We start from the raw sequence: 25944 nt of genomic DNA on the forward strand, positions 1-25944 counted from the left end.
TGGTTGCAGCAGACTGAGAGAGGCGATGAACCCAAACTTCTTGGGTCACGCACGCGGTGATGCGACTACTGTCCCTTTCTCTCCTGGTCGTCCGTCCACCATGTAGATCTGCCAGCCGAGCATCTCGACGTCGCTGGGTAGTTCCCAAGATGTCAAGACAGTTTGGTATAGGCACTCGGGACTGCCGAAGAAGTCCAAATAGGGCTGGATAGCACCCCAATCCATTCCAAGCGACTTAAGCTCGACCAATAGCAGCGTCGGCCCGAATTGGGTTCCTTCACGGGCTAGCGCCATCGCGAGTTCAAGTAGAACGCGCCCCCTTTCGCCACCCGATAATTGCTCGAACCTCATCACTCGACCATTGGTCAGATGACTTTCCAACACGTAGACAGGTGCGTCAAGATCATCTCTCTGAAGCTCGTCCTCGTCGTCTTCCTGCTGCGTCCGCTGGACAAATTCCACTTTCTTTACGAAATCACCGGATACGCGAGTGCCCAAGCTGCGCAACGCGAACTCATCAATCTGGAGCAAGTCCATGATTCGACGAAGATCGCACACAATGCGGTTGTCACCGCGTCCGCTTAGATAAACCGCGCTTGATCGGGCGTGGTTTCGGCTAACCGTTTTTCCATCAAGGTCTAGAGTGAGGATGCCTTCTGTTTGAACGGAGAGCCGATGTTCGGCGGGGGCGTCGAATATGATATCGTAGTGGACGTTGTTGTTTGCGAGCCAACGCCGGATATTGTCACTCGCCTCAAGTATGCTCACCCACTCGCAAATAGCGGATTTGCCACTGCCATTAGGCCCGATTAGAAATGTGGTCTTGGCGAAATCGATCTGCGTGCCGGGCGTGAAGAGCGGTGAACGCTCAAGCCTTAGAGTTCGCACGAATCCGAAAGCTGCCTGATTTCCGCTATGTTCAAACGATGTGCGGTATTCGTGGAGCGCTTTCCAGCTCTGCAACACATTGACGGGAAAGCGCACGCCGCTTTTCTTGTCGATCAGGTTCTCGTGCGCTCCGCACATCCAAATACCATTGGATGCGTGTTTTAGTTGCGCAGGCTTTAGCCCGCCCTGCCCACGGGGGCCACGAAGAGAGGCGGCGTGAATATGGCTGGCGAAGCCGGTGTCCTCGTACTGGTCAGGTGCGACCGCTGGCCCGAGGGTCAACTTCTGGCAGCCCGGATAGGAACAACGATAGCCTGCCCTGGAAGCGATGACATGGCGCGTCGTTGATGTAAAACCGTGCCGCGTCACGTAGATCGTACTCCGATTTGCGAGGCCCTAAGATACACAACTGAATAGACCAAATTACCTTCATTCACTTAAAATCGCGCGTTTTCACGCGAATTTCTCCGATATGCCCATATCCGTCCGTGAGCGTGCGCCCCCGGAATGGGCGCGGTGGCAACCGAAGCGTTCCGAAAATGAAGAGCCAGACCCGACCATGTGCGCCCCCCAATCAGTACCGGAATCCGAGCAGACTACCGCTCGCGTCGGTATCCGTCAGACGCAGCCGAACGAGCGCTTCATAGTCGAAGCCCGGCGAAAAGTCGCTGACCGGGACCATGTCGGTGTTGAGGGTGCAGATATATTGAAAGTCGTATTTTGCGGCCATCGCTGCCGCTAGTTCGAGCGCGTGGGCTCGCTGACGGGGATCAACGCCGTCGAAGATCGTGCTGTCGTGAATCAGGAAGTCGATCCCGAGACCGCGCTGCCGCGCGAATGAGATCAGCATGAGATCGTAGCAGAAGATTTTCATCTTGCTGATACCCTCGCTCGGGCTACCGGCAATCTCTACGTCGAACTTGTAGCCCGTATCATCGATGTCGATGACTAGGCGACCGGGCGATTTGTAGAGACTCTCGGAGAATTCAGAGAACAGGCTGAGCGCCTGTGACCAGAGTGCGCGCCGTTCTTCATAATCGAGTGCTGTCGCTCGCTTCAACTCCACGGTCTCGACCTTGATCGTGTCCGCCTTCGTGGTCATCTGGCGAAGCTGTGTGATCCTGTTGGTCAGTTCATCGACCTTCAGCCGGGTGGCGGCATGCAGCTCCTGTAGCTGCGTCAGTTCCTCCAGCGCGCCCTGTCCGGCAAGCGCGCTAAGGTAGCCGGCACGGCGATCCGTGAGAGTCGCTATGTTCGTCTCGCGCTCGCTGACAGCAGCCTCAAGCGCGGCAATCTCGCTGGCGATGAACTCGCGGCGGTTGGCGATAATCTGCGCATTGAAAGCCCGCGCATCCTCCAGCGTCTTCTTGACGGCGCCAGGCAGGGCGATGCCCGCCTCACCGTAGAGAGCTTCCAGCCGGTCTTCGGTCGGGACATCTTCGCTGACCAGCGAGTCGCGGTAGCGATCGAGCCGGCGCTTATCCACGATATTGGCGTTGACCAAGCCGTGGATTTCGCCGGTCAGGACGTTCGCCTGGCCCTCGATCTCACGGTACTGGGGAAGCACGCGGAAGCTTGAGAGAGCATCGCGCTCGCGTTCGAGCTGTGTCGACAGGCGAAGGCGTTCGGCTTCGAGTTCACCGAGGGACGCCAGTTCGCCGTCGACCGCTCCGGTCTTGATCGCCTGTTTGAGCGCATCGAGTGCGTTCTTTTGATCCTTGAGCTGCTGCCAGGTCGCAGCTTTCTCCCAGTTCAATCCGAGAAGGAATGCGTTGTGGACCTGGATATCCCAGGTCTTCTGATTATCGAAATACTTGAAGGGGATGTTGTACGCGGCTGTCTGGTTACGCACGAAATAGGAAAGCAGCGACCGCGCCGAGGGCTTGTAGCCCGACTCGGCAGACAACTCGCTGATGCCGAACAGCGCCCAGGCGAGGACCGCTCGCCATTTCTTCGCGTCGAGACCGGGCACGCCTTCCTTGTTAGGGGTCGGGCGGACAGGCCAGTCGTCGGTCGCGCCTTCGATCGCGAAGAAACCGGGCGTGTCGGTGGCTCGCGTTACCGCGACGTCGCGGCCGGACAGGGAAAGCTCCAGCGTGAATGCCCAACCCTGCAAAGCCTCGATGCGAAGTCCCTTTCCGGGTGAGGTATTGCTTGCGAGACAGAAGTCGATGATCTCGATGAGCGTCGATTTGCCAAGTGCGTTCGTCGTGTCCTTGTCGCCGGCCGAGGTGGATCGGTCGGCCAGTATGAGATTGACTCCTGGCTGAAGCAGAGCGGCGTGGAAGCCTTTGTGATTGGCGCGAACAGCTCGGATCATGAGGCGGTCCTGACGATGAGGCCGTCTCGAATGTCGATGGCGCCGATGAGATAGAGGAGATTCGAGGCCAGCACGAACCGCTCGAAAGTTCCGACGTTCGGCTCCGTGCGCAGACGCTCCCAAAGGCCCGAGACGGTCATGGGCATGCTGAGGTGGGCAAGCAGCGTCGCGCCGACACCGATCAGCGCCTCGTTCTGCGGGATATGTTTGGTCGGAAGAATCATTTCTCAAACACGTCGCAGATTTCGAAAAGATAGATCAGCACCGCGATACCAGCAGTCTTGTCCGCCTGCCGACGCAACCCGCGTTGGGCAAAGGCGCACATCAGCTCGAACAGCTCGTCGCCCTTATGGCCCTCCTTCCGACGCGCGTAATATTCCTCAAGGAAGCCGGCTTTCAGGCGTTCGGGAAAGTCCGGATCGAGCTGCGCTTCGGCCTCGACATAGTCGCCAACGGTAGCTCGCGAGGTCAGACCGGCAGCAATGATATGCCGAGATCCGTTCGATAGAGCGTTCTTCTTGATCTTCTCGTCGGGCGCGGTGAGATCGAACGATCCATTGCCTACAGGAGCTTGGCTGGCGACCCACGACACAGCGTTCTGCAATTCGGGAAAGGCAACGTCCGCAAAAGCCGCCTCCATCGCCTGGCGAACCTGCTCTTCGTGGCTTTCCTTCAGTTGCTGCAACGTCGCGGTGGGCCAATCAGCCTCGACCTTGTCGATGATCGTATGGTGGTCGGTGCAGAGATAGATAAGGTTGCGGACGTTATCGCGCTCCGCATCGGTCATGGAGGCGTCGTAGCGCGCGGCGGTCGGCTTTTCACCCCGAATATGTGCCGCCTCGCCGACATAGGTGTCGTCTCCCACCTGGGCGTCGTAGGTGAGATGCTTGCCGCATTTCGGAAAGGCGCAGACGCCGCCGCTTCGAAACGCCAGGATGATTCTCGTCGGATAACTAGCGCCCACGCCGACCGCCCATCTGCGCGCGCGTGCCAGGACGGCGGGTCGTTATCTGTGGAGGAGCGCTGGCATCGCCGAGCTGGTGAATCCGCAATGCGGGCCGCTGCGGCAGCTTGACCGTCAATTCGAGCTCTCCCCCCACAGCTTCCACATAGCTGCGGAGAGTGGAGAGATACATATCGGTCTGTCGCTCGATCTGAGAAACCGAGGGCTGCTTGATGTTGAGCGCGGATGCGATCTCAGCCTGGGCCTTACCCGCAATCTGCCGCAACTCGCGAAGGCCCTCGACTTCCTGCTTCAAATCCTGATAGCGGGCGTCGATCGCTGCCTGCTCTTCGGCAGGGAGCGCGGCAATGATGTCATTCAGGCTCCGACCCATCTCATTTGCCCTTCTTTGCGGATTTCAGGCTTTCCAGATGCTCGGAAAACCGTAGATCCGCCTTTGCGATCAGCGTTTTGTAGAAGCGCTTCTGACTGACGCCCGATTTGTCACCCGCTACAAGAACGATGGCTTTGCGCTCGGGATCGAAAGCGAAGGCCGCACGCCATTCGCCATCGCTGCCTTCGAAGCGCAGCTCCTTCATATTGGCGTGTTTCGATCCTTTGAGCGTGTCGGCGTGAGGCCGGCTAAGCTGCGGTCCGTAATCGGACAGCAGCTTGGTGGCGGCGATCAACGCGACCCGGACATCACGCTCAAAAGTCAGAACCTCAGCCTCGAAGGCGGAGTGGAATTCGACCTCCCATTCCATATAGGTTAGAACCTATATCCGGTCAATGGGAAGGATGCGGGGCGGTTCTGGCGATACCGTCGTGGTGCGACGGCAGCTCTTAGCCCAAGCGTCCAGATCATCGACTGCATAGCGGACCCATTTGCCGAACTTATGATAGGCGGGGCCTCCTCCTCGCGAGCGGTAGCACTCCAACGTATGTGCTTCGAGGGCGAGGTAGCGCGCCGCCGCCTCAGTGTCGACGAAACGAACTGGTCCCGCCTCGTCGACGAACCTGGCGCGCTTGAGGATGTCCGGCGTTGGCCAGCGGCGATCCGGCTTTGCTCTATCGGACATGACCGGCCTCCATCGCTTCGGTGCGCTTCGAGCCAGGCGGAACCGAGCGGTTTTCGCCGCTGCGGTGACGATAGGGTCTGTAATTGCCGAGACGGGTGGGGGACTAGCGCCCCGACCGCAGATAATTCGAACATCCCTGACTCCGCGCGACAGTCCGGGGAGCGGGCGTAAACATGAGTCATGGCGTTCCCACATAGATTGAAAACTGTCAGAAAACTGCGTATATTTCTGACAGGAGATTTATCATGCAGCGACTGACCGAACAGATTCTGGCGCATACCGAGGGTTTGCCCGAGGGCGCTCCGATCGCCGCGAAAAGCCTGCTCCATCTCGGCAACCGCCCCGCATTGGACCAGGCATTGTCGCGACTGGCAGAACGTGGCCGGCTGATACGGGCCGGGCGCGGCGTTTACCTACGTCCGGTTTCGAGCCGGTTCGGCGTTCGCGCGCCCTCCGTCGATAAAGCCGTTGAAGCCCTTGCGACGCAGCGTGGTGAAATCATCGTGTCGAACGGAGCGGCGGCTGCCAATGCGCTCGGGCTCACGACCCAAGTACCGGTCCGGTCGGTCTATCTGACCTCGGGCCGAAGCCGGACCATGACTCTGGGCCAGCAGACTATTGAGCTGCGCCATGCGCCACGCTGGCAGTTGGCGTTGGCCGATCGCCCTGCCGGGCAGGCCGTGCGCGCACTCGCCTGGCTGGGACCGGAGAAGGCGGAAGCGGCCTTGAAGACGCTGAAACACAAGCTGCCGTCTTCTACGTTCGGCGAGCTTGTCGCGGCCGCGCCGCAACTACCGAGCTGGCTCGCCAGATCGGTCGGCAAGGTCGCTCATGGCTGAAGCCTTCGTCACATTGTCAGCGAACGATCGGCGCGAGGCTCTTGCCGTTGCCGCCGATCGATCCGGCCGCCCGGCCCATCTGCTTGAAAAGGACGTGTGGGTCGTCTGGACTCTCGCAACGCTGTTCGGGTCAAATTTCGGCGAACATCTCGTGTTCAAGGGCGGCACATCACTGTCAAAGGCTTATCACGTCATCCGGCGTTTTTCCGAGGACGTGGATCTCACCTACGACATCCGCGCCATCGCCCCCGACCTGGTGGGCGAAAACGGCGAGGGCCTGCCGAAAAACCGGAGTGAGGAGAAGCGATGGTCGAAGGCAGTCCGCCACCGGCTGCCAGAATGGGTCGACGGAACAGTCCGACCTCTCCTTGCCCGCGCGATCGACGCGCAGTCGTTGCCTGCAACGTTCAGGGCCGAAGGCGACAAGCTGTTCATCGACTATGAGGCGACCTCTTCGGGATCGGGCTATGTGGCTCCGAGCGTGATGCTGGAATTCGGCGCCCGCTCGACCGGGGAGCCGGCCAGCCCGCGCGATGTTGTATGCGACGCGGCCGGATTGGTCGACGGCGTCGAATTCCCAACGGCTCGTCCCCGGGTCATGCATGCCGAGCGAACCTTCTGGGAGAAAGCGACGGCAATGCATGTTTATTGCCTCGAGGGCCGGTTGCGGGGCGATCGGTTCGCCCGTCATTGGCACGATGTCGTCCGACTGGATGATGCGGGGGTCGCCAACGCCGCAATATCGGATCGTGAGCTCGCCGACGCGGTTGCCCGCCACAAAACCATGTTCTTCGGGGCGAAGACGGTTGATGGCGAGGTTATCGACTACGAAGCCGCCGTCGGTGGAAAGCTGCAACTCGTGCCGGACGGAGATGCGCGCGCTGCGCTGGCAACGGACTATGCGCACATGGTCGAGGATGGGTTGCTGCTTGACGACGCGGAACCCTTCGAGGCGCTGATCATGCGATGTGCGGACATCGCCGGGCGAGCCAACCGTGCTGCGAAGTGATGATGGGAGATAGGGTGTCGAGCTATTTTACGGATCGTGAATATGGGGCACGCCCTGCAACAATCGATGTCATTGGTGACCGTCTGTGGGCGGGTCTTTTCACCTTGATCGAGACGAGGATTGGCGATGGCTCGTTTGGCTTTCGCTTTCCGGAACAGTGCCCCGACGGGAATGGTCCGTGCGGATGTGACGTCCAAGCCTTCAGCCGGGTGCTGGGCGCCGAGGTGCCGTGGATCGAATGGCCGTTCTCTGTGAACGAAGTGCCCGATACGCCGGTGATCCTCGATCTGCTCGAGTTTTGCGCCAGCGCCGTCGGCGAGCCGATTCAAGGCAGTTATCATTCCTACTTCGGTCACCATCACTTGAGCTGGAACCGGGACGGCGGCCTTGCTCGGTTCGTAGCCGACGTAAACCTCCTGTTTCGCCGGAACGCGATTGCGTATGAACTCACATCGAGCGGACAGGCCCGCCGGCTTCTCCCACAGCCGGTCGCCGATGTTCTCGGTTGGGCGATGTTTCATACCGGTGATGCGGAGACGGACCGCCTGCTCGAAGCCGCTCGCCAACGGTTTCTATCGCCCAAACCTGAAGACAGGCAGGACGCGCTGGAGAAACTGTGGGATGCCTTTGAACGGCTGAAGACACTGGAACCCGGCGCCAACAAGCGCGCTCAGGCCGAAGCGATGCTGGACCGTGTCGCCACGCCGGACTCTGGATTCCGGGAAGCCCTTGGGCGGGAGGCCGCTGAGCTGACCTCCATAGGGAACAGCTTTCGCATTCGTCATTCCGAGACGACCCAAGAAACCCTGACCTCTCTGGATCAGGTGGATTATCTGTTTACGCGGATGTTTGCATTTGTGCGTGTGATCCTGAGAGGGACCGGGCGTGGCGGATGATCTTTATCGGCTTATCTTCGGAATTCTGCACGGGATGAGCCACGCCCAAATGAGTCAGGAGCCGGGGCTGGTCGCTGGGCTGGTCGTGCCGGCACCAGAGGGCTTCTCAAAACGGCAGCGTATCGAACTTGCGCTCGAAAACCTCACGCAGGCGGACTTGGCTCGACTGGCGCTCAAATTCGCTGCTGCTCGCAGCGACATCCCGCTTGATGAGGCGGGCCGCAAGGTGCTTGAGGCTGATGATCCACCGCTGACGCAGATCACACGACGAGACGTCGCGCGGATTCTCGGCAACGACCTCGCCGGCGAGCGTAGCACCGTGGAGGTCGTCGAGAGCTACTTCCCGCTTTCCTCACCATTCGAAGCCCTTTTTGGCAGCAAAGGCCAGAGCCTGCGCGACCGCATCGCCCGGCACATGGATCACAATCCCGGCGATTGGTCGGTCGAACAACTGTTTGGAGAAATCGGGGCCTTCGATTGTTCCAGGGCCAGGTTCGGCGCCTTGCTCGAACAAGCTGTTCACCCCCTTTCCCGATCAGGTGATGAGCAGACGAAGACAGTCGAAGCGTTGAACAGGGTGCTCGCGCGGGATGGATATGAGCTTGCGCAGGATGGCGAGGTATCCGGCCATCCGCTTTTCAGTTTCCGCTCTCTGGTGCGGGGGGTTGGCGGCCGGCCGAAAAACCTGATCTTTGCGTCACGAGGACCGAAGCCGGAAATCGGCTTCGCCGATGCGATCAACAACGACATCGTCATTCTGTCCGGCGAAGAGAGCTGCCTGATCTACGACCGGCCGATCAGCGCGAGCGGCCTTCTGTGGTCGGAACTCGTTTCCTGGTGGGGCGACGTTACGCCCGGTGCTGATGCCGCAAGACTCGGAGCGCGTCTCCAGGAATCCCTGGCCTCGGATGCGGAACGCAAGCTTTTCGCGGCCTACTTCAAGGCTTATCGGTCTACCCTCGGCGAGGCGCTGCCCGCGCTGCTGCCGCAGGTCTACCTTCACTATGATCCTGCCGTCGTAAAAACCCTGCGTCACCGGCTTCCATTGCCGCGTCAACGCATGGACTTCCTGCTTCTGTTACCCAGCCGTCAGCGCGTCGTGATTGAGGTCGACGGTAAGCACCATTTCTCGGAAAACGACCTTCCTTCATTGAAGGTCTATGCCGATATGGTGTCGGCCGACCGCGAGCTGCGCCTTGCGGGATATGAGGTCTATCGGTTCGGTGCAAATGAACTGGTCGGTGACGGCGCCGAAGCGAAGATCAAGGATTTCTTCGACAAACTTTTTCGCCTGCATCGCATTCGCCAATGAACTCACTCGCTGATCGGTTGGCGTATGATCAAATCAGGGCGCATTCTCGATCTGGCGGGCAACCCATTGGGTATGTTCACGAGAGAACGCTCGCTCGGCTTCATTTACGAAGGCAGAAAACTTCTCTTCGCTGTCAATCGTGCCAAGCCGCGTCTGCAAGATGCCGATCTCGTGGGCGGTGAGGCTGTAGGCAGAAGCGAGTTCGTTGAATTTCTTCAGTTGGATCCAACCTATGGCGGAAGACGCTATCACCAGCAAAGGTTCGGTTGGCCAAATCATCCATGGTGGATCATGGCGGATTCGGAGGAGAGCTAAAGCGATTGCGGCACCTTGAACGAGGACGCATATCAATATCCATAGGCGAAAACGCTGCCTATTCCAGGTAACCTTTGCTACATACCATTCGCGTTGGTCCGTAATCCGGTCAGTATTATATCGTTGAACACGCTCTGCGAGAGGCAGAGCACGAACCGCATTCATTTCGTTGGTGATCTGATCGCCGGTTACCGGCCGACGGCTTATCGAGTCGCGGACGTGGCTGTTGGCATCCAGAATCGCCCTCAGAAACTCCGAGAATTTCTCTGCTACTGTTGAGAGTTTCGGGGCATCTTCGAATGGCTCAGCTCGCATCATGTAACGCCAGGTTGATGTCTTGATCGACTCCGCCAGCGCTCGGCACCCGTACCACTCTTTCTCAGGTTTTTGGACTGCCATATATAGTAGGAGACCCGTAGAGGCGGCCAGAACTAACGCATAAGCGATGTATAGATCAGGAGACGCTCCAAACCAAATAGAGATCGTCGCTGCGACAGTGAGCAGAAGGTACTGCAGCCGAATAAGCCTTAGATAGGTGGACTGGGCATCGGCGGCGGAGCCGTCTGCCGAGCGGTACAGGGCGGGAAAACTATCAGGCGTCATATCGACGGATCTCCGGGCTATTTCAGTTCAGCGGCCAATTGATTCCACTGGACGACTTTCACGCCGTGCTTCGCCACCCAAGGCGGATTTTGCCGTGGGGCGCCCCCCTTGGGGTGAACCGCCACCACCTTTTTCCCAAGAGCGAGGCTGGTCTCCACTTCCCAAGTCACCCAACGGCTTTGCGCAGTATTGTCGGAGATGTAGACGACACAAACAGATGAGCGCTCTATCCGCTCGCTGATCTTTTGTTTGATATATTCTGCGCGTTCGCTGTCGTAGGGCTCGCGAACAGAATGATCGTTGAACTCGATATCACTGTTCTCGTTCTTCGCATGCGCGCGCAGAAGATTGACCTCGTCCATATCTTCGGTTGCAAAACTGATAAAGACATTTCGTTTGCCGCCCTGAAGCGCCGCCTTGGCTTTCTCCTCCAGGGACCGAATGTCGCCTAACCTGCTCCAGCTCCCGCTACTCCCGCCGCCCATATCAGACCCCCTCAGCCTTGAATTCATTACATGCTATGCACGCTCCACAAGGTGTTTCACCCCCGAGATGACAGGAATAAGTGCCCTCGATGCCTTTAAGCGTCGCGAGTTCGATGACTTCCTGCTTGTGGAACGACGAGAGCGGTGCAAGGACCTTTATTTCACGCCCCATGCTCCTTGCGATCATTGCCTCCGCCTCCTGCAAGAACGCCGATGTCTGGTCAGGAAACAGGCTGGTTTCCTCATGGAGGAGTCCAATCGATATCGCATCGGCGTCGCGCTGAAATGCGTAGGCTGCTGCTACAAGCAGAAAGAGGAGATTTCGACCAGGAGTAAACGCATCCTCCAGCACTCGCTGGTTCGGGTCCGTCAACCCGGACTTAATGAGGCGGCCATAGCCCGACAGGTCGGCCACCTCCAAATCTGGTAGCTGCAACTTGGCCATCGCTGACCGGCAAGCCGCGTGCTCTCGATCGCGGGATCGCTGCCCATAGTCGATGAAAATCGGATATTGCTGAATCCCTTCCTCTTTTGCGAGGTAGGCGACCAGCGTGGAATCAAGCCCACCGGAAACGAGAGTGACAATGCTCATGCTAACGCGCGCTCCGTATCTTGAGAACCCGCAACCCGCATCACTATCCAGATCGCCCAATCCATAAGGCCGACTGCAAATCCGAGCCTATTTGCATGTGAAATCAGTTTATCTTCTTGCATGTGATAGTGTGAAAGCTTCGAGATGGCTCGGCCGGCCCCTGTGTAGAGTCCAATAATCGTCATGTAGTTCAATACGTGGCGATCCAGGACTGCGAGATCGTAGCTGATACCTGCGTTACGCAGGAACATACTCGCCTGCTTTGGCCCGATTCCAGCTACGTTCGACACAAGCCACGAGCGAGCGGTTGCCGCATCTCCGAAGGCATGCACGAGTGAGCACAGGTCCCCGCTTTCCTGCGAGACCGATTCGCGCGCAGAGGCCAATTGCATCGACTTTGATCGAGGAAAGCGATAATTTCGAAGGCTGCCGTTCACCAGTACAGGTTGACGGAGAACCCCGAGGATTTCATCGGCGAGTTCGGCCCGGGGTGCCGATGTGTTGAGGAGAAGCTGCCGTTTATCCAAAGCATCGGCGGTGGCTACGGCAAGCCCATACGGTACTTGACTGCTGAGCAGGCAGCATGAGAGTTCCCACCAGAGATTTCGCTCGTCAAGCGCACTCTGAGAGCGCTTAGCCCGCTCTTCAATCTCCGGGCATATTGCGGCAACGGCGTGCTCCAGCCTGGCAGCATCGTTTCTCATCTGAACAAATCCGGCATTTGATCCCTAAGTTGTTTTGAATTGGATTGGCCCAACAGGCCGACGGCAAATGCTTCTAAGCGATTTGTTGAAGCGGCAGCCTGCAAGTCGTGGGTTAGCTCCCGATAGTAGTCCAAATTATGGAAGGCAACTTTACCTGCGTAGTCTATATTATCGTCGGAGAGCGCAGAAACAGTGATGGCCGAAGCCGCCATCTGCGCCTGGTATGCGAAAAAATCGAAATGTTGGTAGTGATTTAATCTGTGCTGCTGTCGGTCAACGGCAACCCGGCACCACTCTAACCCATCGAAGCTGTCTGCTCCAGCTGCCGTTAGGATCGCTATACTCCATGGATTTCCCGTACCCAAGAGATGGATCGGCTGATAAAAGGATAAGCGATCAAGCTCGTTCCGGACGCGCCTCATGGTCTGTGCGCGCTGGATCAGCCCTCGGCCCAACTCGCGCTCCGCCAGCGCGATCATCGGTGGCTGGAGCTGGTCGGCGACATCCCGCACGACCTCGGGGAGAATAGTAAGATCGTACCCTTTCGACCTAGTGGCGGGAGCATGAATGATTGGAAGGACGGGGGCTTTGGTGAACTTCCTGTCTCGTTCGACCGCTGCAATGACTTGCCCAACCGCACGCTTTCTGTCCCTCGACGGATCCATCTCGTCGAAGCAATACACCCAATCGTGTGAAATCCCTTCCAGCGCCAATTCGAAATCTTGGGGCTTCCAGCTGTCGTCGTCGCGTCGCGTCGCTTCATAATTGCCTGAATCGACGAGGACAAATCCGCCTTGCGCGCGGATACGCTTCAGCTCCTGCTGGATACCTCGAGGGCGGCGGGGTGGAAACAGGTCGTAGGCGGAGACAAGGACCGTCGATGTACCGAAGAGACGAAGAGCCTTAAGAGCTTCGAGAGGAACGAGTTGTGTCTCGTGTGATGACACGGAGAGGAACAAGCTCGGAAGGGGGACTCTACCCGCAGCGATGGCTGATGGGCGGGTTGGCGCCATCCTCGGCGGGACGACAGTCGAAATCTTGCGCATCAGGTGCTGGATACCAGGATGATCGTCTTCTCCGGTCCAGCCCAGAAGATCAACCGCACTATAGCCGTTAAAGCCGTACGGCGCATTTGTCGGAATGATCTTAGCGGGAATAATCGGAATATTATATTGCTCAGCTAAGCGGAGTTCGTCCTTTACATTACTCTTGTCCTTAGCTGTCGGCGACCAGAGCGGAACGACGCATTTTGTATTCTGGATTTCACGTTCGATCACGGTCGAGAAGTCGCCGACGATTTTATCGTCCCACCAAACATCCCATCGGGTTGAAAGTGTTTTTACTAATCTCTCCGCCTGTCCGACATCTTCTCGTGAATAGACTATGTAGACGTCTGACATACGTAATTACTCCCCCCAGAGTAGTGAATCAGAAGTCTCACAAATTATGCGTCGCCGCAACTGTCTAGGCTACGGCAAGATGCACGAGGCCAGGCAGCTCGGTACAAAGACGAGGCGAAGTCGGGAACAATCGTAACGCCGAGATCGGAGAGTGCAGCGATATCGGACCGCTGCTCCTCGTCCAGTATTACAATATTTTGGTGAGATCGCGTTGCGCAGAGTCGTCGAATTTCCGTTGTGCTCAATCCGTCCGCCACTAGAAGTGAAGGTGCATTTTCGAGGAATGAATCTGGGACCTCATCGAGTTGAGGTGAGAGCACTTCAACACCAAGCTCTTTCAGGCGGAAGCGCGCCTCCTCAAGCGTATACCGCCTTCCGATTGTAGATGTTGAGCCATGCAGAACAATCCGGTTTGGTGCCTGCCCTGTTATGGGCTCGCGGCTACTGAGCAAGTCGGTTTGCACCGGAAGGGTCATTGTCTCACAGTAGGCGGACACCGATCGGGAGGCGAGGTCCGCGGCTTCGGCCGCGGAAGTTCCGGCTTCGCCCCAATGATATGCAAACACGGCACTGAAGACATCCCCTGTTCCGATCTTGAAGACCCGAGATGAATAATATGCGGGAATGGTATTAGGTTCGGCATGACGCTCAAAGACGGTGACCCCCCGCACCCCTCTTTTTACGACTATCACAGTCACCCGATCGCCATGCGACATGGCTTTCGCGGCGGCAGTCGCCAAGTCGGTGCAACCCGCATAGCGGCAGAGCTCTAGCTCATTCATAACCAAAGCAAGCCGTTTCGCTGTCGAGCCATTGGCTCCAAATGGCTCAGGACGGACAGCTGTCTGAGGATCGTAAATCGCGCGGACAGCGTGCACGATGGCAGATCCTTCCAGGAACCCGAATCTCAGGACCACATCTCCCGAAACATGTATCGGAGGCTGCTGAGGAAATGACCCAGGTCGCGGCTCGATGTGTGGTTGAGACAGTGGGTGGAAGTACGCAAATGCGATCGCAATATCGGAATGGGTGCGGGATAGCCGCACACCGAGGTCCGACAGTTCGTCCGCTCCCGGGCTGCTCTCGTCCCGTGCATAGGTGTGAAGAGTGCTCCCTGGCGAAAGAGCACTGACGGCTGCCGCCGCGCGCCCGCCCGAGCCAAACTGTGCGTTCCACTTCGGCGTTTCGCACAATTCGCGATATAGTCCACCTGCGATTTGCATGATGCATACGTCCAGCTAATGGCCGATGATTGTCTGCATGCGGGCTAGTAGCGTCGCGGACAACTCGGCCCGACCTTGGTCGTTGTTGAGGTAGCGCACATATCGGAGATGGCGCAGGTCGAACGGGATATCGTGATCGCTTTGTGCAATGAGGATGACCTCTCGACCTAAGGTGTGTGCAATCCCGGCTTCGTAAAATACATTCGGATTTCGACCTGAGCAGTCACAGATCACGATGCGCGAACGATCAATCAGGGAAACGACATCCTGAATAATTGACGCATTCTCCCAGATGTCGTCCGCCCGTCGGCAACGAAGTCCGACACCTTGAGCAGCGTTTCGGATAGCATCAAAAACAGGATTAAACGCCGCATCGAAGGGCATCATGGCGGATGCAAGATGGGGGTCTAAATTCTCATGCTCGGCCAATGGGAAGACCGTTGGCCGCTGTCGCCGGGGGCGTACCTGGCGAAGTAAAAAGCGGTACAAGTCGACCTCTTTCACGGCCCAATGGTTGCGAGAGAATTCGAAATCTCGGGGCATGTCCAGTTCAGCCCGGCTATCATAAAGCAGCGAGTTTGTTAGGGGAGGAACGTCGGGGTCAAAGCTTACCTCGAGTGAGACTTCGCCCCCTACGATGCGCGCCCGGTTTATCTGCCCGACATACGCGGACTCATCGCCGGTCCCCTCTTCGCAGAAGAGACAAGGCAGAGCCGTAAGTTTGTCCAGAAGTGGCGTATTGTTCAATCTGAATAGTTCGGCGATATGCGCTTCCGTATATTCGAACATCCGGCCGATCGGCACAGTGACTCTTCCCGATGGCCAATCAGCATTAAACATCAAAAGATTGAAAATCGACGTCCCCTCCGCGTTAAATTACAGGCCCCAGCTACGATACTGATCCGTGCCGTAGTGCCGTGCTCCCCCGGCCCTTTCGGTGCGGCTCAAATGTTGGAATTCAGTTGGCCAATGTCTTATAGCATGTTCTATGGCCTTCAGTTTGAATGGTACGTGTACAACACAATGATCCCTAATGATCGGCGGGCACAAACTGTCCTGTACGCGGCTTTCATTGAGGTTGACGGCAATAATCGGCAGATCCAAGCTCAACGCGAGTTCTAGCTCCCACCTTACAAAGCGGAAAAGATTCTTGGTCGAGTTTCCAATCAACACCATAACTGCTGTCGATTGTCGCATTCGCTCCCGCAATTTCGATTTTACGTAATCCTCATTCTGAGCACGCGACGTCATGTTGTCGAGATCATGAGAGTCCACGAACTGGAACGGTATTCTGGGGTTGGCATGCCACCCCCGGACATACCGGTAAGCCCATTGGTCGTTATCGCCATCGAAAACGACGTAAGTCGACATTTTCCGTTCCCCCCAAGACTACTTAACGCTGAACCCGATCTACAAAACTCAGAAGCTTCCTTCGCCGCGTGCGAACCCCAACGCGATTCAGAACTCTCGGTCAAAGGCTCGAATCTCATCCTCGAAGGAAGAGTGAGCGTGCCCCTCCAAGAGACATAGCCTCAAACCTATGTTCGATTAAGAGGGAGAATGCGCGGTGCTTCCGGAGAAGCGGTCGTCGAACGTCGGCAGCTTTCCGCCCAGGCATCAAGGTCGCCGACCGCGTACCGGACGTAGCGTCCGAACTTGTAGAATGCCGGCCCCGTATCGAGAGATCGGTAGCATTCGAGCGTATGGGCATCGAGCGCCAGATATCTTGCCGCTGCGTCTGTATCGACAAAGCGGACGGGGCCAGCATCTTCCACGTAGACCGCGCGCGCGAGGAGGTCTGCGGACGGCCATTTTGCTCGGTTGTTAGGTCGCGACATGACGCACCTCCGTTCGTGCTTCGGCAGGGATCGATGTGAAACGGGGCGCGCTCATCGCGTTGCCTCCCTGTTTTCATCATGTCGGGCGCCGGGCGGGGTGGCGCGATTGGCCCCGTTGCGATGGCGGAATGGCCGATAGTTTCCGACCTTGGTGCGCGACGAATACTTGCCGTCTTCCAGGCCGGGAGGCGGCGACGCGGGCTCGGCAACGTCCGCTGTTTCCAGCGCGGCGCCGACCTCGATCTCGACCTCTGTCGACGGTTCCTCAGCGACCGGGGCTTCGGCGCCGACGACGATGCGCCTGCGCGCGGCGACCGCATCCGCAGCCATGCGCACCGGGTCTTCCTCGTTGTGAACGTAGCGCATGAACATGGTGACGGTCTTATGCGCCGTGAGCGCCATACCGACCTTCAATGGCACGCCCGAGTTCGCGATATCGGTTGCGGCGCGATGGCGGATGCCGTGCGTACCGACATGGGGGACGCCCGCTCGGGCAAGGATGCGCCGCCATCCGTGTTGATAGGTATTGTCCGTCATCGGCTTCGAGGGATCGAAGATCGACGGGCACACATAGGGCGACGTCTCGAAGCGCGGAGCCTTGCTGAGCAGCCGGTGAGCCTCGTCGCTGAGAGGCTTCGTCATTCCTCCCGTCTTGCTGTCAGGCCAGGTCACGCGCCGGCGTTCGAGGTCGATCCAGGCCCATTCGAGCGTAAGCACCTCGGACTTGCGCGCCGCCAGCTCGAACTGGAGCCGGATGGCGAGGGTGATGAAGGGATGCTCCAGGCCCTCCCGGTCCGAGCGGTCGAGATAGGCGAAGAGCTTGCGCATCTCCTCGTCGGTGATGAACCGGGTCGATCCGTTCTCCGCGAATTTCTGGACGTGCCTGCACGGATTGGAGCCGTCTGGCCGATATCCCCACAGTTCGGCGAGGTTGAACATCTTCCGAAGGGCAGCGAGCGTTCGATTGGCGTTCACCGGCCGGTCGGCCATGCCGGTCATCAATTCCGAGATGTGGGCGCGGGTGACTTCATGAGCCTTGTAGCGGCCCAGGCGCGGAAGGATGTGGTTCTTGATGTTCAGTTCGTTCGTCGCGACGGTGGAGGGCTTGTTGTGAAGCTTCGAGTGCTCCTCGATGAACTTGGTGCACAGCTCCTTCATGGTCGGTGCTGCGCGCGCGGCTGTCTTCTCCGCGCACGGGTCGCGTCCATAACGAACCTCCGCGAGCCAGTCCTGTGCCAGGTTGCGGGCCTGATCGACGGTGAGTTCTCCGAATCGACCTAGCGCGGGCTTCCGGCGGACGCCGGAATTGGTCACGTAGGCGAGCATGAAGATCTTGCCGCCGAACGGTGTGACTTTCAGCATGAAGCCCGGTACGATCGTATCGCGGAGTTCGTATTCGCGCTCCTTCGGGCGCGCGGCGTCCACAGCCGTCTTGGTGAGTTTGATTTTGGCCATCAGAGGTCTCCAAACACGTTAGTCGTAGGAGTCGCGCGAGGGTGTCTAGGAGCACGATTCCCGGCTATTGCCGGCAAGTATGGAGAAGTTTGAAGCCTACGATGGTCAAGCTAAATCATTGATCGTAGTAGGTTTTCGCGCTTTTACTTGCAATCGGCGGTGTTTAGAATATCGTCCTTTGGGCCGCTCAAAATGCGGTTCCGCAAGGAGTGCTGGTTCGATCCCGGCTTGGGGTACCATTTCCTGAAAATAGCATTGATTTTCTTAGGTTTTCCGATCCAAAATGTCCAAGTGACTTCGCCATGTTTTACGACTGGCAAAGTTTTACAGCGCTATTGAAACCATTGAGAGAATTTCGACGCGAAAGAGCGAATTTTACTCACAAGCGCTTGAAATCCTGACATAGATCGAGCTTCCCAAGCTGTCTGTCCGTAGTCGCTTACAAAGGTAGCGTCCTCTCATTAGCTGAATTGGCTATTCATTGTCTTGCGGCATGCTATGAGTGTTTTGTCCCAAAGATTCCTCCGTGCGTTGTGAGTTCGCGTTTAGGTATCTGCGGATGAGGGCCACATCACGAGGAGCGGGCAATTTTGACGGCGGATGAAGTTGAGGAGCTTTTAGAAGGCGCAGAAGAAACCGACGCATTGGAATTTAAGCGTGCCATGAACTGGGACGAAGGCGTTATAAAAGACATCTTAGCCATGGCAAACATCGAAGATGGCGGCCGGATTTTGATTGGTATCGAAGACGAAACGCATACCCGACAAGGTATGACAGAAGAACAGCTAGCATCTTACAACTCGGACCAAATCAAAGATGCTGTCGGCCAATTTGCCGATCCGTTTGTCGAGTTCACAGTGAGTAAGGTGGCTGACAAAGGTGGGCTTAATTACGTGGTAATCGCAGTGGCACCTTTCAAACTTCTACCTGTCATTTGCAGAAAGGACGGCGGAAAGAAGAATGAATTCCGGAAGGGCGATGTTTATTATCGCGGAAAAACAAAGCGTCCATGTAGCGAGCGCATCAACAATTCTTCAGAAATGCGTGATCTTTTGGATAGGGCTACAGTTCTTCGAATGAGGCACTTCGAAGCTCTTGGCCTACAGGCCGTGCCAGCAGAAACCTATGACTTCAACAAGGAGCTTGCAGGCCTATGATGCCAGAAGGTTTTGTCGATTTGATCAAGTCGGCGGGGTACACTCGCGTTGTTGTCAGGCCTCAGAGCAAGCCAGAAGACATCTCGATAGCGGACGCCAAACTGCTTGTCGAGGCATCCAGCGTATCTTTACGAGGATGGGATTATCCGCATATTTCCCTGCGCGATGACGACTCAGGCGGTTACGAGAATTTTGCGGAGTTTGCGCAAAACTGGTGCGATTGGCATCACCACCGCGAGTTTTGGAGGATATATAAAAGCGGGCAGTTTCTTCACTACAAATCATTACGAGAAGATTTAACCAACGATGAACATGTCCCGAAACACCGACCTGTGGTCGGAATCGGCAGCTTGATATTCACCGTCACCGAAGTGGTTGAGTTTGCACATCGGTTGTTTCGCAATGGCTTGTACCAGCGGGGTTCGCAAATCGAGTTTACGCTGGGCCAATCTCACGGGCGCGAACTCTGGGTGGACGATCCAAATCGCATGCCTTTTACATCGCCGCGCGCCACCTCGTCGAATTCTATCAAAGTCGAAAGATCATTGGATCCCTCGCATCTTCTCGCTGGTGATCCCAAAGAAACTGCGCGTTCCATGCTCATGGAGATTTTTGACGCTTTCGGGTGGCGACCTTCTGAAGATCAACTGCAAAACAAGCAAAATCAACTCTATTCGCTCGGCTTTGGACGCGGATGAATGTGAGCGGGGGCAACGTTGTATCCACTACTTGAACATGAAGATTTTCAGAAGAGCAGGAAGGCCCTGATGGCAACTTCCGCTTTCGTTCTATTGATCCACAATTTTCAAATCGCAGGCACCGTTATTGAAATTTCTGGCTTGAAGCTAAATTTTGATCGAGAGGTTATCGTCGGCTTTGCAAGCCTGTTTCTCGTATATTTCACTTACGTGTTCGTTGTTCGGGCCAGTGAATATTTCGTAACCGGGCGGCATCAAGAGATTTTAGATTTGGAGAAAGAACTAGCCACCCGGCGCGCGGCGCAGTTGGAGGCATTCAAGAATGATCCAATGGGTGAAGGTCATCTTGATTATGGCATCTATCACCCGAGGGCTAGCGTAATTCTTCGCTTCCTTCGTTTGCTCGCGCTATTTACCGTTGACTTAGCTCCACCGTTGATCTTCGCCTTTATCGCAATAACAAAGGCTGGGTCTTACACGGCGATGAAGGCGTTCTTGATCTAAGTCCACGCTTGCGGACGTGAACATGACAGGGGGAAGAAAGTGCTTGGACACTTTCGCGAAAACATAATGTTTAGTTGGATAATAACGAGGTCCAAGAATAGCGTAAGCCGCTGATTTATCTAAGAATCAGCGGCCCGGCTTGGGGTACCATTTCCTGAAAATTGCATTGATTTTTATGGTTTTTGTTCGGCGCACCGGCCCGTAACAATCATCCCGATGATAGCCGTCCAGAACGGATGCTGGCAAACGAAAATTTTCGTTTCAGCCTGTCGAAAGGCCGTCGCATTCATCTACATCCTTGCTATAGCCGAACCTGCCTCGGGATCAGGGGCTGCTCCCCCGTCATAATAGGATTTCACCGCATCGTGGCCGCGTAATCCTTCTGGCCGATACGCCTTCGTTTCATCGTAATGGACCACACCAGCCAACTTGAAACGATCAACGACGCTTGGATGTATTGGCGCGTCGGCAGGAATTTTGCGAACGCATGATTTCCACGGCAACCAGCCCGACTTGATTTCATCGTGCTGACCGCCTGCACTGGAGGGATATAAATGCAGCCATTTATCGTCTACGACGATGGGATGCGTCACATTCGTCGCTCTGTTCACCATCCACGCCAGCGCGATGTCTGATAGACGGGATTCCGTTTCCAGATAGCTCCCTCCAATGTCTGAGTGCACACCCGCAAACCAGACCTGCTCGAACCAGCCGTCTTCCTTGTTTGCCGAGTCGGTCGATTCATCAGTCCATGGCACGCGGGCAAACTTCGCTCTATTCTCATCTATGGAGAGGGCGTGTTTGGCATATTCGACGCGCGGATTGAGAACCGTGTCGTAGAATTTCATACGCCAGCCCGTCAGATGAATGGTTTTCCACCATGGGTCGCTCAGCCCTGTAGCCCACTTCAAATGGGTCGCCAGATACCACGTTACCATGAATGTCACCGCCACACCCACGCTGGCAAAAAGCCATGCGTTTAATGCAATCTGCCACGGCATCATCGCCCAGACGGCCGTGGCCAACAGGGCAACTCCCAAGGTGGCCGCGAGGAGGATGAGTATTTGCTGGACGGCATTGACCCCCAACGCGCCCACGGTGTCCCACACTCCGACGAAGTAAGGTACCGTATTGGCCCGGTTGGTTTCATCAGAGGATCGATATTTTTCGCGAAAGCGGGCGGCCAACTCTTTCCGCTGGGCGTCAAGCAGCTTGCTGCCTTTACCGGCGCCGTGCTGATAAACCGTTTTCACCGCTTCGTTTGCAACCTTGCGAGCGGTTTTCGGGTCACGATAAAAGGCAGTCACGCCGTCATCCATCCTTGTCGGCACGCCGCACCAACCCAGTACGCCACCCAGGCATCGCGCGGTGTAGGCGCCACGGCTGAATCCAAACAGGAAAATCCGGTCACCTGGTTCCCAGGACTGGAGAATAAAAGTGTAACAGTCCACGATATTCTTGGTTATTCCAAGTCCTGTCGCCTGTGAGAGAACGTTGTAGATCTTCCGGAAGGCACCGATCTTGATATCGTCGGCATCTGAAGCTGACCCCAACCCGGCATCGTAAAAAGCGATTTGATCATCGGGGTTCACGGCCGATTCTGGACCGCACCGGGTTGCACGAAATAATTTATAGACGTTACTGCGGCGCTCATCGGGAAGTAGCCCGCCGGCCTGACCTGTGCCATCTGAAAGTATAAGGATGTTCTTCGGCATGCGGCTTCGCTCCAATGAACCTCAGCCATCTTGCTGGATTTGTGATATTCAGTAAGCACAAAAGGATTTCAACCGGGAGTTTTCCCCAAAATTCTCTTCTAGTGAAGCCTCTATACGATGCAGAGAAACAAACCGCCGTTCGACTGTGTCATCGCCGCCATAAAATCACGAAACTTTGCTCATCCACCTCCCGTTTATTAACGGGCTTTCATTTGCCAGAAGTAACGGACTGGATTAGACGAATCCCGTAACACACCGTTGACCGGCGACTTAATTTCGCCATCACGCCCGCCTTTTTGAAAGCCCGTCCGGGATATCTGCTTCTTCGCGAAGTTTGGGGAAAACATCATGGCCAATGCGACCACCGCCGACAACAGCCGTACGCTCGCCGCTCTCGGCGTCACGGCGGGAATGATCTTCACCGTCGGCTCCGCCCTCGGTTTCCAGCATATTGGCGGTTACACGCCCTGCGCCTTGTGCCTGTTGCAGCGCGATCCCTATTATTATGCCATTCCGCTGGGCATATTGGCCGTTGCAACCAGTGTCTTCAAACTGCCGGTTCAGATCACGCGGCTGCTCCTCGCCCTCATCGGCGTGGCCATGCTGATCGGCGCCGGGCTTGGTGTTTATCATGCCGGTGTGGAATGGGGTTTCTGGGAAGGTCCGATCACCTGCGCCACCGGCGCGCCGTCCATCACCACCAATGCCGGCGATCTGCTGGGCAATCTGAATGCCATCAAGGCGCCTTCCTGCAATGACGCAGCACTTCGGGTGCTCGGCCTTTCCTTCGCGGGCTGGAACGTCATCGCAAGCATTGCACTTGCGGCCATCGCCTTTTTTGGCGCGAGCCGTAAAAGCCGGTAAGCGGAAAAAGCCGCGTTGCAGTCCTGAGGGATCAGGGCTGCAGCTCGGTATCCCAGTAAAGATAGTCCATCCAGCTTTCGTGCAGATAGTTGGGCGGGAACAACCGCCCATTATTGTGCAAATCCTGAACCGTCGGCTGGAAGGGCTTCTGTGCCGGGAACATGCCCGCCTGTTTGGGAAGCTTGCTGCCTTTTTTAAGGTTGCAGGGAGAGCATGCCGCCACGACATTGTGCCACGTGGTTTCACCGCCATGCGCGCGGGGGATAACATGGTCGAAGGTCAATTCATCCCGCGTCCCGCAATATTGGCATTCAAACTTGTCCCGAAGGAAAACGTTGAAGCGGGTGAAGGCGGGGTTGCGGGTGGGCTGCACATAGGTCTTGAGGCTGACGACGCTCGGCAGCCGCATGGAAAAACTGGGGGATGACACCGCGTGATCATATTCTGCAATGATGTTCACACGGTCTAGAAAGACAGCCTTGATCGCGTCCTGCCAGGACCACAACGACAAGGGATAATAACTCAGTGGCCTGTAGTCTGCGTTCAGAACGAGCGCCGGCAGGGCCTGTGGTGAAACTGCAATCGTCAAGGGCTTCTCCTGAGCGATTCGGCATCTGCACTTGTATATTAGGTCCGTTGTTACAGGATTGTGAAGCCTATAAATGCAGCGGAGAAGAGCTTAATTTTTCAGCGGGAAAAAGGCTCTTTTATGTTCCTGATGACCGGACGACAGTCCGCCCGATCGCTTGCCGCCTGACAAGCGCGTGAACAGCGATTCGCCGCTCGCGGTCACAAAATCGGTCTCACGCTTGTTGCGCCATCGGTGATATGATTATCGCGACCGAGAGGGCGGCGCGCACATTCCGAACTGACACCTATCGGTCGCTCCATCAGCAGGAGGAGAGCGCATGGTTTCGCGCAGGCACCATCCATCGACAGCGTTGCGGGCCGGGCTGGCAACAGGCCTGTTTGTCCTTACGATAAGTCTGGCCGCACTGGCCCATGCGCAGCAATATCAGAATTTCGAAGTCACGCCGGATGGTCGCGGTGGCGCGCAGGGCACGATCGGCGGGCGCAATTTCGAAATCGAACGCAACTATGACCGGCCGCCGGCAAACCGCCGCTCCTCATCGGACGCACGGCGCGACTATAGGAGCCCCGTGCCGCAGCAAACATGCCTTGTCGACACCGAGGGCAGAACCCGCTGCAACTAAACGCGGCTGCGCCGATTTTCCGGTCGGCTTCCTCTGTCGGCAACAAAATTCGATTTCACTAAAAAGCAATCTATCGACTTAAACGGCCTGCAAGAAAGGGCCGGTATGTTCAGGCACAGACAAAACAACTGTGCAGGGGCAGAGACATGGCAAAGAAAACAGGCCGTCTGGTAAAGACTTTGGCAGTCGCCGTCAGCATGGCGGCAAGCATCGCGACGACGGCTTCGGCCGTTCAGCTTGGTGGTCTCGCCAAAAACCCGGTCACATCGCGGCCCGGCCAGTTCATGTCAACAAGCCGTCCGACCATCGCGCCCATCGCCTTTGCTAAATTCTGCGACAATGCCGCAGACCAGTGCGCCCGCATTGGCGATCGTGACACGATCGAGCTGACGAAACAGAAGCGCACGGAACTGCAGCGCATCAACTCCGAGATCAACTCCGCGATCGTCTATGTCGGCGAACTTGAGGGACAAGATGAGTGGAAGCTCAATCCGGCCAGCGGTGACTGCGACGACTACGCCGTGACCAAGCGACAACGCCTGCTGCGGGCCGGCTGGCCATCGGGTGCGCTTCGCATCGCCACAGCCCGCACACCGAGCGGTATCGGCCACGCGGTTCTGGTCGTCAGCACGACCCAGGGTGATCTGGTGCTGGACAACCGCACCAACGTCGTCAAGCCGTGGAAAGCGGTGGATTTGAAATGGATCAAGATACAGTCACACGAAAATCCGCGCGTCTGGCTGAAGCTCTAAAACGTCTCCGGCAATACCCGCACATCCCATCGTTTCGCAGGACCGGATGCACGCTCGACCAGCGATTTAAGGCGTCATGTATTTCGAATGCGAAAGAGGGTATGCTGCCCCCATATCGAAGTATTCTTGACCGAAAAAACGCCGCTGATGCGGCGCTTCAACAGAACGTTTGCAGAGATCGTGGCTTCCAAACGACCCAGCCCAAAAAGGCTGTTCGGCCGCCGCAGTCAACGCTCTTGACCTTGTACCGGAGAGACAGTATCGGCAGCTATGCCTAAGGTGCTCAACTGGATTCGCGGTCGTAAACAACCAGCCCCCCGCGACGACCGGAGGCGCCGCAGGTTGGACCTTGGCGACAAGCCTACCTCCTTTCCGATCTACGCCATTGGTGACGTGCACGGCTGCCTCGACCTGCTTTTGCAGGCGGAACGGAAAATCCTAGCGGATCTGGGTCCCGCCCCCTCCCCCGCTCTGGTCGTTCTCGTTGGAGACTATGTCGACCGCGGACAGGATTCCTGCGGTGTCATCGACCACCTTCTGCAGCCGCCGCCGGCGCCACTGCGCCGTATCGCGCTCTGCGGCAATCATGAGCAGCTGTTCAGCGACTTTCTCGAAAATCCGCAGGACAACATGCACTGGCTGGATTTCGGCGGCCGCCAGACGCTTTTATCCTATGGTGTCGATATCGATTATTTCATGCATAAGGGCCGTTTACGACTTCAGCCTTTCAGAGACGCACTGATCGGTGCGATCCCGCATATCCACCGCCAGCTTTTAGCCAGCCTGCCAGTCTATGCGCGCATCGGACCCTATATTTTCGTGCATGCCGGCTTTCGGCCGGGAGTGCCGCTGGATGCGCAGACCGATGAGGACATGTTATGGATCAGGGAGCCGTTCCTGTCGCAGGGAGCCGGGCTGGACCTGCTTGTCATTCATGGCCATACGCCTGTTGCGGCACCCGAAACAGGCCCGCGACGGATCGGCATCGACACCGGAGCTTTTACGACGGGCAGGCTTACGATTTTAAGAATTTCAGACTCTGAAATTACTCTACTTGCATAATATTAAACGCATGGCATGATTTTTTAAGGTCGCAGGACAAAACCCCGTCGAAATCCCCTTCTCAAGATGAGAGTGAG

Annotated in this window: 30 protein-coding genes; 11 read left to right on the top strand and 19 right to left on the bottom strand. The window is 56.8% G+C overall.

From position 1 onward, the window contains the following. Positions 1–45: 45 nt before the first annotated feature. The 7 genes from ACQZ5F_RS16025 to ACQZ5F_RS16055 form a co-directional block, all read right to left on the bottom strand. Positions 46–1257 (bottom strand): AAA family ATPase, encoded by a 1212-nt coding sequence (locus ACQZ5F_RS16025; RefSeq protein WP_003497275.1) that lies wholly within the window; start codon positions 1255–1257, stop codon positions 46–48. A 205-nt stretch (positions 1258–1462) separates the two neighbouring features. Beyond that, positions 1463–3208 carry a DUF2326 domain-containing protein gene (locus ACQZ5F_RS16030; protein WP_003497277.1) on the bottom strand — a complete coding sequence of 582 codons (1746 nt, stop codon included), beginning with the start codon at positions 3206–3208 and terminating at the stop codon, positions 1463–1465. Next, positions 3205–3432: an ABC-three component system middle component 6 gene (locus tag ACQZ5F_RS16035; protein WP_003497278.1), complete on the bottom strand. Its 228-nt coding sequence runs from the start codon at positions 3430–3432 to the stop codon at positions 3205–3207. Before ACQZ5F_RS16035 ends, ACQZ5F_RS16030 begins: the two co-directional genes overlap by 4 nt. Further along, positions 3429–4172: an HNH endonuclease gene (locus ACQZ5F_RS16040; protein WP_003497280.1), complete on the bottom strand. Its 744-nt coding sequence runs from the start codon at positions 4170–4172 to the stop codon at positions 3429–3431. Before ACQZ5F_RS16040 ends, ACQZ5F_RS16035 begins: the two co-directional genes overlap by 4 nt. After that, positions 4162–4545, bottom strand: a complete 384-nt coding sequence (locus ACQZ5F_RS16045; RefSeq protein WP_003497282.1) for an XRE family transcriptional regulator — start codon at positions 4543–4545, stop codon at positions 4162–4164. Before ACQZ5F_RS16045 ends, ACQZ5F_RS16040 begins: the two co-directional genes overlap by 11 nt. A gap of 1 nt (position 4546) precedes the next feature. Continuing rightward, a complete protein-coding gene (locus tag ACQZ5F_RS16050; RefSeq protein ID WP_003497284.1) occupies positions 4547–4915 on the bottom strand; it encodes a type II toxin-antitoxin system RelE/ParE family toxin in 369 nt (122 codons plus the stop codon). A gap of 12 nt (positions 4916–4927) precedes the next feature. Beyond that, complete coding sequence (locus tag ACQZ5F_RS16055) at positions 4928–5230, bottom strand: helix-turn-helix domain-containing protein (protein WP_024896899.1); 303 nt, start codon at positions 5228–5230, stop codon at positions 4928–4930. A gap of 245 nt (positions 5231–5475) precedes the next feature. Here ACQZ5F_RS16055 and ACQZ5F_RS16060 point away from each other — a divergent pair, with 245 nt between their 5' ends. Genes ACQZ5F_RS16060 through ACQZ5F_RS16075 form a run of 4 tightly spaced genes read left to right on the top strand, consistent with a single transcriptional unit; the run spans position 5476 to position 9286 of the window. Continuing rightward, positions 5476–6069, top strand: a complete 594-nt coding sequence (locus ACQZ5F_RS16060; RefSeq protein WP_003497286.1) for a DUF6088 family protein — start codon at positions 5476–5478, stop codon at positions 6067–6069. Further along, a complete protein-coding gene (locus tag ACQZ5F_RS16065) occupies positions 6062–7078 on the top strand; it encodes a nucleotidyl transferase AbiEii/AbiGii toxin family protein (protein WP_003497288.1) in 1017 nt (338 codons plus the stop codon). Before ACQZ5F_RS16060 ends, ACQZ5F_RS16065 begins: the two co-directional genes overlap by 8 nt. Positions 7079–7092: 14 nt before the next feature. Further along, positions 7093–7974, top strand: a complete 882-nt coding sequence (locus tag ACQZ5F_RS16070) for a hypothetical protein (RefSeq protein ID WP_024896898.1) — start codon at positions 7093–7095, stop codon at positions 7972–7974. Next, complete coding sequence (locus tag ACQZ5F_RS16075; protein WP_003497293.1) at positions 7964–9286, top strand: AbiJ-related protein; 1323 nt, start codon at positions 7964–7966, stop codon at positions 9284–9286. The genes ACQZ5F_RS16070 and ACQZ5F_RS16075 overlap by 11 nt, the downstream gene beginning before the upstream one ends. A gap of 33 nt (positions 9287–9319) precedes the next feature. Here the strand turns inward: ACQZ5F_RS16075 and ACQZ5F_RS16080 are convergent, their stop codons facing one another. The 10 genes from ACQZ5F_RS16080 to ACQZ5F_RS16125 form a co-directional block, all read right to left on the bottom strand. Next, the gene (locus ACQZ5F_RS16080) at positions 9320–10204 is read right to left on the bottom strand and encodes a DUF4231 domain-containing protein (RefSeq protein WP_024896897.1); all 885 of its coding nucleotides are present in this window, start codon (positions 10202–10204) and stop codon (positions 9320–9322) included. Between the two features lie 17 nt (positions 10205–10221). Then, positions 10222–10689 (bottom strand): TIR domain-containing protein, encoded by a 468-nt coding sequence (locus tag ACQZ5F_RS16085; RefSeq protein ID WP_024896896.1) that lies wholly within the window; start codon positions 10687–10689, stop codon positions 10222–10224. Position 10690: 1 nt separating this feature from the next. Then, a complete protein-coding gene (locus ACQZ5F_RS16090; protein WP_024896895.1) occupies positions 10691–11281 on the bottom strand; it encodes a 7-cyano-7-deazaguanine synthase in 591 nt (196 codons plus the stop codon). Further along, complete coding sequence (locus ACQZ5F_RS16095) at positions 11278–11985, bottom strand: 8-oxoguanine DNA glycosylase (RefSeq protein WP_024896894.1); 708 nt, start codon at positions 11983–11985, stop codon at positions 11278–11280. Before ACQZ5F_RS16095 ends, ACQZ5F_RS16090 begins: the two co-directional genes overlap by 4 nt. Then, positions 11982–13385: a toll/interleukin-1 receptor domain-containing protein gene (locus tag ACQZ5F_RS16100; protein ID WP_003497299.1), complete on the bottom strand. Its 1404-nt coding sequence runs from the start codon at positions 13383–13385 to the stop codon at positions 11982–11984. Before ACQZ5F_RS16100 ends, ACQZ5F_RS16095 begins: the two co-directional genes overlap by 4 nt. A gap of 44 nt (positions 13386–13429) precedes the next feature. Beyond that, positions 13430–14608 carry a carbohydrate kinase family protein gene (locus ACQZ5F_RS16105; RefSeq protein WP_003497300.1) on the bottom strand — a complete coding sequence of 393 codons (1179 nt, stop codon included), beginning with the start codon at positions 14606–14608 and terminating at the stop codon, positions 13430–13432. 15 nt (positions 14609–14623) lie between these two features. Then, positions 14624–15397: a hypothetical protein gene (locus ACQZ5F_RS16110; protein ID WP_199777866.1), complete on the bottom strand. Its 774-nt coding sequence runs from the start codon at positions 15395–15397 to the stop codon at positions 14624–14626. Positions 15398–15484: 87 nt separating this feature from the next. Then, on the bottom strand, positions 15485–15979 hold the full coding sequence (locus ACQZ5F_RS16115; RefSeq protein WP_024896892.1) for a TIR domain-containing protein: 495 nt from the start codon (positions 15977–15979) through the stop codon (positions 15485–15487). A gap of 167 nt (positions 15980–16146) precedes the next feature. Next, positions 16147–16446, bottom strand: a complete 300-nt coding sequence (locus ACQZ5F_RS16120; RefSeq protein WP_024896889.1) for a MerR family transcriptional regulator — start codon at positions 16444–16446, stop codon at positions 16147–16149. Positions 16447–16497: 51 nt separating this feature from the next. Then, entirely contained in the window at positions 16498–17901 is a 1404-nt protein-coding gene (locus ACQZ5F_RS16125; RefSeq protein WP_003497302.1) for a tyrosine-type recombinase/integrase, read from the bottom strand. A gap of 590 nt (positions 17902–18491) precedes the next feature. On the opposite strand from ACQZ5F_RS16125, the gene ACQZ5F_RS16130 reads away from it, so the two are divergent. From ACQZ5F_RS16130 to ACQZ5F_RS16140, 3 genes are all read left to right on the top strand, one after another. Next, positions 18492–19058 carry an AlbA family DNA-binding domain-containing protein gene (locus ACQZ5F_RS16130; RefSeq protein WP_225338676.1) on the top strand — a complete coding sequence of 189 codons (567 nt, stop codon included), beginning with the start codon at positions 18492–18494 and terminating at the stop codon, positions 19056–19058. After that, complete coding sequence (locus tag ACQZ5F_RS16135; protein ID WP_225338677.1) at positions 19055–19756, top strand: hypothetical protein; 702 nt, start codon at positions 19055–19057, stop codon at positions 19754–19756. Before ACQZ5F_RS16130 ends, ACQZ5F_RS16135 begins: the two co-directional genes overlap by 4 nt. A gap of 69 nt (positions 19757–19825) precedes the next feature. Next, entirely contained in the window at positions 19826–20260 is a 435-nt protein-coding gene (locus ACQZ5F_RS16140) for a hypothetical protein (RefSeq protein ID WP_225338678.1), read from the top strand. A gap of 290 nt (positions 20261–20550) precedes the next feature. Here ACQZ5F_RS16140 and ACQZ5F_RS16145 read toward each other — a convergent pair whose 3' ends face one another. After that, a complete protein-coding gene (locus tag ACQZ5F_RS16145; RefSeq protein ID WP_225338679.1) occupies positions 20551–21975 on the bottom strand; it encodes a DUF2235 domain-containing protein in 1425 nt (474 codons plus the stop codon). Positions 21976–22323: 348 nt separating this feature from the next. Between ACQZ5F_RS16145 and ACQZ5F_RS16150 the strand changes: the two genes are divergently transcribed. Continuing rightward, positions 22324–22839 carry a disulfide bond formation protein B gene (locus ACQZ5F_RS16150; protein ID WP_046799774.1) on the top strand — a complete coding sequence of 172 codons (516 nt, stop codon included), beginning with the start codon at positions 22324–22326 and terminating at the stop codon, positions 22837–22839. Between the two features lie 31 nt (positions 22840–22870). On the opposite strand, the gene ACQZ5F_RS16155 is transcribed toward ACQZ5F_RS16150, so the two are convergent. Further along, on the bottom strand, positions 22871–23428 hold the full coding sequence (locus ACQZ5F_RS16155) for an HNH endonuclease (RefSeq protein WP_003585610.1): 558 nt from the start codon (positions 23426–23428) through the stop codon (positions 22871–22873). Positions 23429–23747: 319 nt separating this feature from the next. Here ACQZ5F_RS16155 and ACQZ5F_RS16160 point away from each other — a divergent pair, with 319 nt between their 5' ends. From ACQZ5F_RS16160 to ACQZ5F_RS16170, 3 genes are all read left to right on the top strand, one after another. Further along, entirely contained in the window at positions 23748–24053 is a 306-nt protein-coding gene (locus ACQZ5F_RS16160; protein ID WP_225338680.1) for a hypothetical protein, read from the top strand. A 146-nt stretch (positions 24054–24199) separates the two neighbouring features. Beyond that, entirely contained in the window at positions 24200–24805 is a 606-nt protein-coding gene (locus ACQZ5F_RS16165; RefSeq protein WP_225338681.1) for a transglutaminase-like cysteine peptidase, read from the top strand. Positions 24806–25075: 270 nt separating this feature from the next. After that, positions 25076–25867 carry a metallophosphoesterase family protein gene (locus ACQZ5F_RS16170; protein ID WP_349506704.1) on the top strand — a complete coding sequence of 264 codons (792 nt, stop codon included), beginning with the start codon at positions 25076–25078 and terminating at the stop codon, positions 25865–25867. Positions 25868–25944: the final 77 nt, after the last annotated feature.

The sequence above is a fragment of the Agrobacterium sp. 22-210-1 genome, from assembly GCF_053522525.1.

What these genes read in the sequence shown, in the direction of transcription:
- ACQZ5F_RS16090 (WP_024896895.1), bottom strand. Translation starts at nt 11,281, where the DNA reads ATGAGCATTGTCACTCTCGTTTCCGGTGGGCTTGATTCCACGCTGGTC.
- ACQZ5F_RS16035 (WP_003497278.1), bottom strand. Translation starts at nt 3,432, where the DNA reads ATGATTCTTCCGACCAAACATATCCCGCAGAACGAGGCGCTGATCGGT.
- ACQZ5F_RS16050 (WP_003497284.1), bottom strand. Translation starts at nt 4,915, where the DNA reads ATGGAATGGGAGGTCGAATTCCACTCCGCCTTCGAGGCTGAGGTTCTG.
- ACQZ5F_RS16105 (WP_003497300.1), bottom strand. Translation starts at nt 14,608, where the DNA reads ATGCAAATCGCAGGTGGACTATATCGCGAATTGTGCGAAACGCCGAAG.
- ACQZ5F_RS16150 (WP_046799774.1), top strand. Translation starts at nt 22,324, where the DNA reads ATGGCCAATGCGACCACCGCCGACAACAGCCGTACGCTCGCCGCTCTC.
- ACQZ5F_RS16055 (WP_024896899.1), bottom strand. Translation starts at nt 5,230, where the DNA reads ATGTCCGATAGAGCAAAGCCGGATCGCCGCTGGCCAACGCCGGACATC.
- ACQZ5F_RS16160 (WP_225338680.1), top strand. Translation starts at nt 23,748, where the DNA reads ATGGTTTCGCGCAGGCACCATCCATCGACAGCGTTGCGGGCCGGGCTG.
- ACQZ5F_RS16065 (WP_003497288.1), top strand. Translation starts at nt 6,062, where the DNA reads ATGGCTGAAGCCTTCGTCACATTGTCAGCGAACGATCGGCGCGAGGCT.
- ACQZ5F_RS16080 (WP_024896897.1), bottom strand. Translation starts at nt 10,204, where the DNA reads ATGACGCCTGATAGTTTTCCCGCCCTGTACCGCTCGGCAGACGGCTCC.
- ACQZ5F_RS16060 (WP_003497286.1), top strand. Translation starts at nt 5,476, where the DNA reads ATGCAGCGACTGACCGAACAGATTCTGGCGCATACCGAGGGTTTGCCC.
- ACQZ5F_RS16045 (WP_003497282.1), bottom strand. Translation starts at nt 4,545, where the DNA reads ATGGGTCGGAGCCTGAATGACATCATTGCCGCGCTCCCTGCCGAAGAG.
- ACQZ5F_RS16110 (WP_199777866.1), bottom strand. Translation starts at nt 15,397, where the DNA reads ATGTTCGAATATACGGAAGCGCATATCGCCGAACTATTCAGATTGAAC.
- ACQZ5F_RS16125 (WP_003497302.1), bottom strand. Translation starts at nt 17,901, where the DNA reads ATGGCCAAAATCAAACTCACCAAGACGGCTGTGGACGCCGCGCGCCCG.
- ACQZ5F_RS16085 (WP_024896896.1), bottom strand. Translation starts at nt 10,689, where the DNA reads ATGGGCGGCGGGAGTAGCGGGAGCTGGAGCAGGTTAGGCGACATTCGG.
- ACQZ5F_RS16095 (WP_024896894.1), bottom strand. Translation starts at nt 11,985, where the DNA reads ATGAGAAACGATGCTGCCAGGCTGGAGCACGCCGTTGCCGCAATATGC.
- ACQZ5F_RS16115 (WP_024896892.1), bottom strand. Translation starts at nt 15,979, where the DNA reads ATGTCGACTTACGTCGTTTTCGATGGCGATAACGACCAATGGGCTTAC.
- ACQZ5F_RS16170 (WP_349506704.1), top strand. Translation starts at nt 25,076, where the DNA reads ATGCCTAAGGTGCTCAACTGGATTCGCGGTCGTAAACAACCAGCCCCC.
- ACQZ5F_RS16165 (WP_225338681.1), top strand. Translation starts at nt 24,200, where the DNA reads ATGGCAAAGAAAACAGGCCGTCTGGTAAAGACTTTGGCAGTCGCCGTC.
- ACQZ5F_RS16030 (WP_003497277.1), bottom strand. Translation starts at nt 3,208, where the DNA reads ATGATCCGAGCTGTTCGCGCCAATCACAAAGGCTTCCACGCCGCTCTG.
- ACQZ5F_RS16120 (WP_024896889.1), bottom strand. Translation starts at nt 16,446, where the DNA reads ATGTCGCGACCTAACAACCGAGCAAAATGGCCGTCCGCAGACCTCCTC.
- ACQZ5F_RS16135 (WP_225338677.1), top strand. Translation starts at nt 19,055, where the DNA reads ATGATGCCAGAAGGTTTTGTCGATTTGATCAAGTCGGCGGGGTACACT.
- ACQZ5F_RS16100 (WP_003497299.1), bottom strand. Translation starts at nt 13,385, where the DNA reads ATGTCAGACGTCTACATAGTCTATTCACGAGAAGATGTCGGACAGGCG.
- ACQZ5F_RS16145 (WP_225338679.1), bottom strand. Translation starts at nt 21,975, where the DNA reads ATGCCGAAGAACATCCTTATACTTTCAGATGGCACAGGTCAGGCCGGC.
- ACQZ5F_RS16140 (WP_225338678.1), top strand. Translation starts at nt 19,826, where the DNA reads ATGGCAACTTCCGCTTTCGTTCTATTGATCCACAATTTTCAAATCGCA.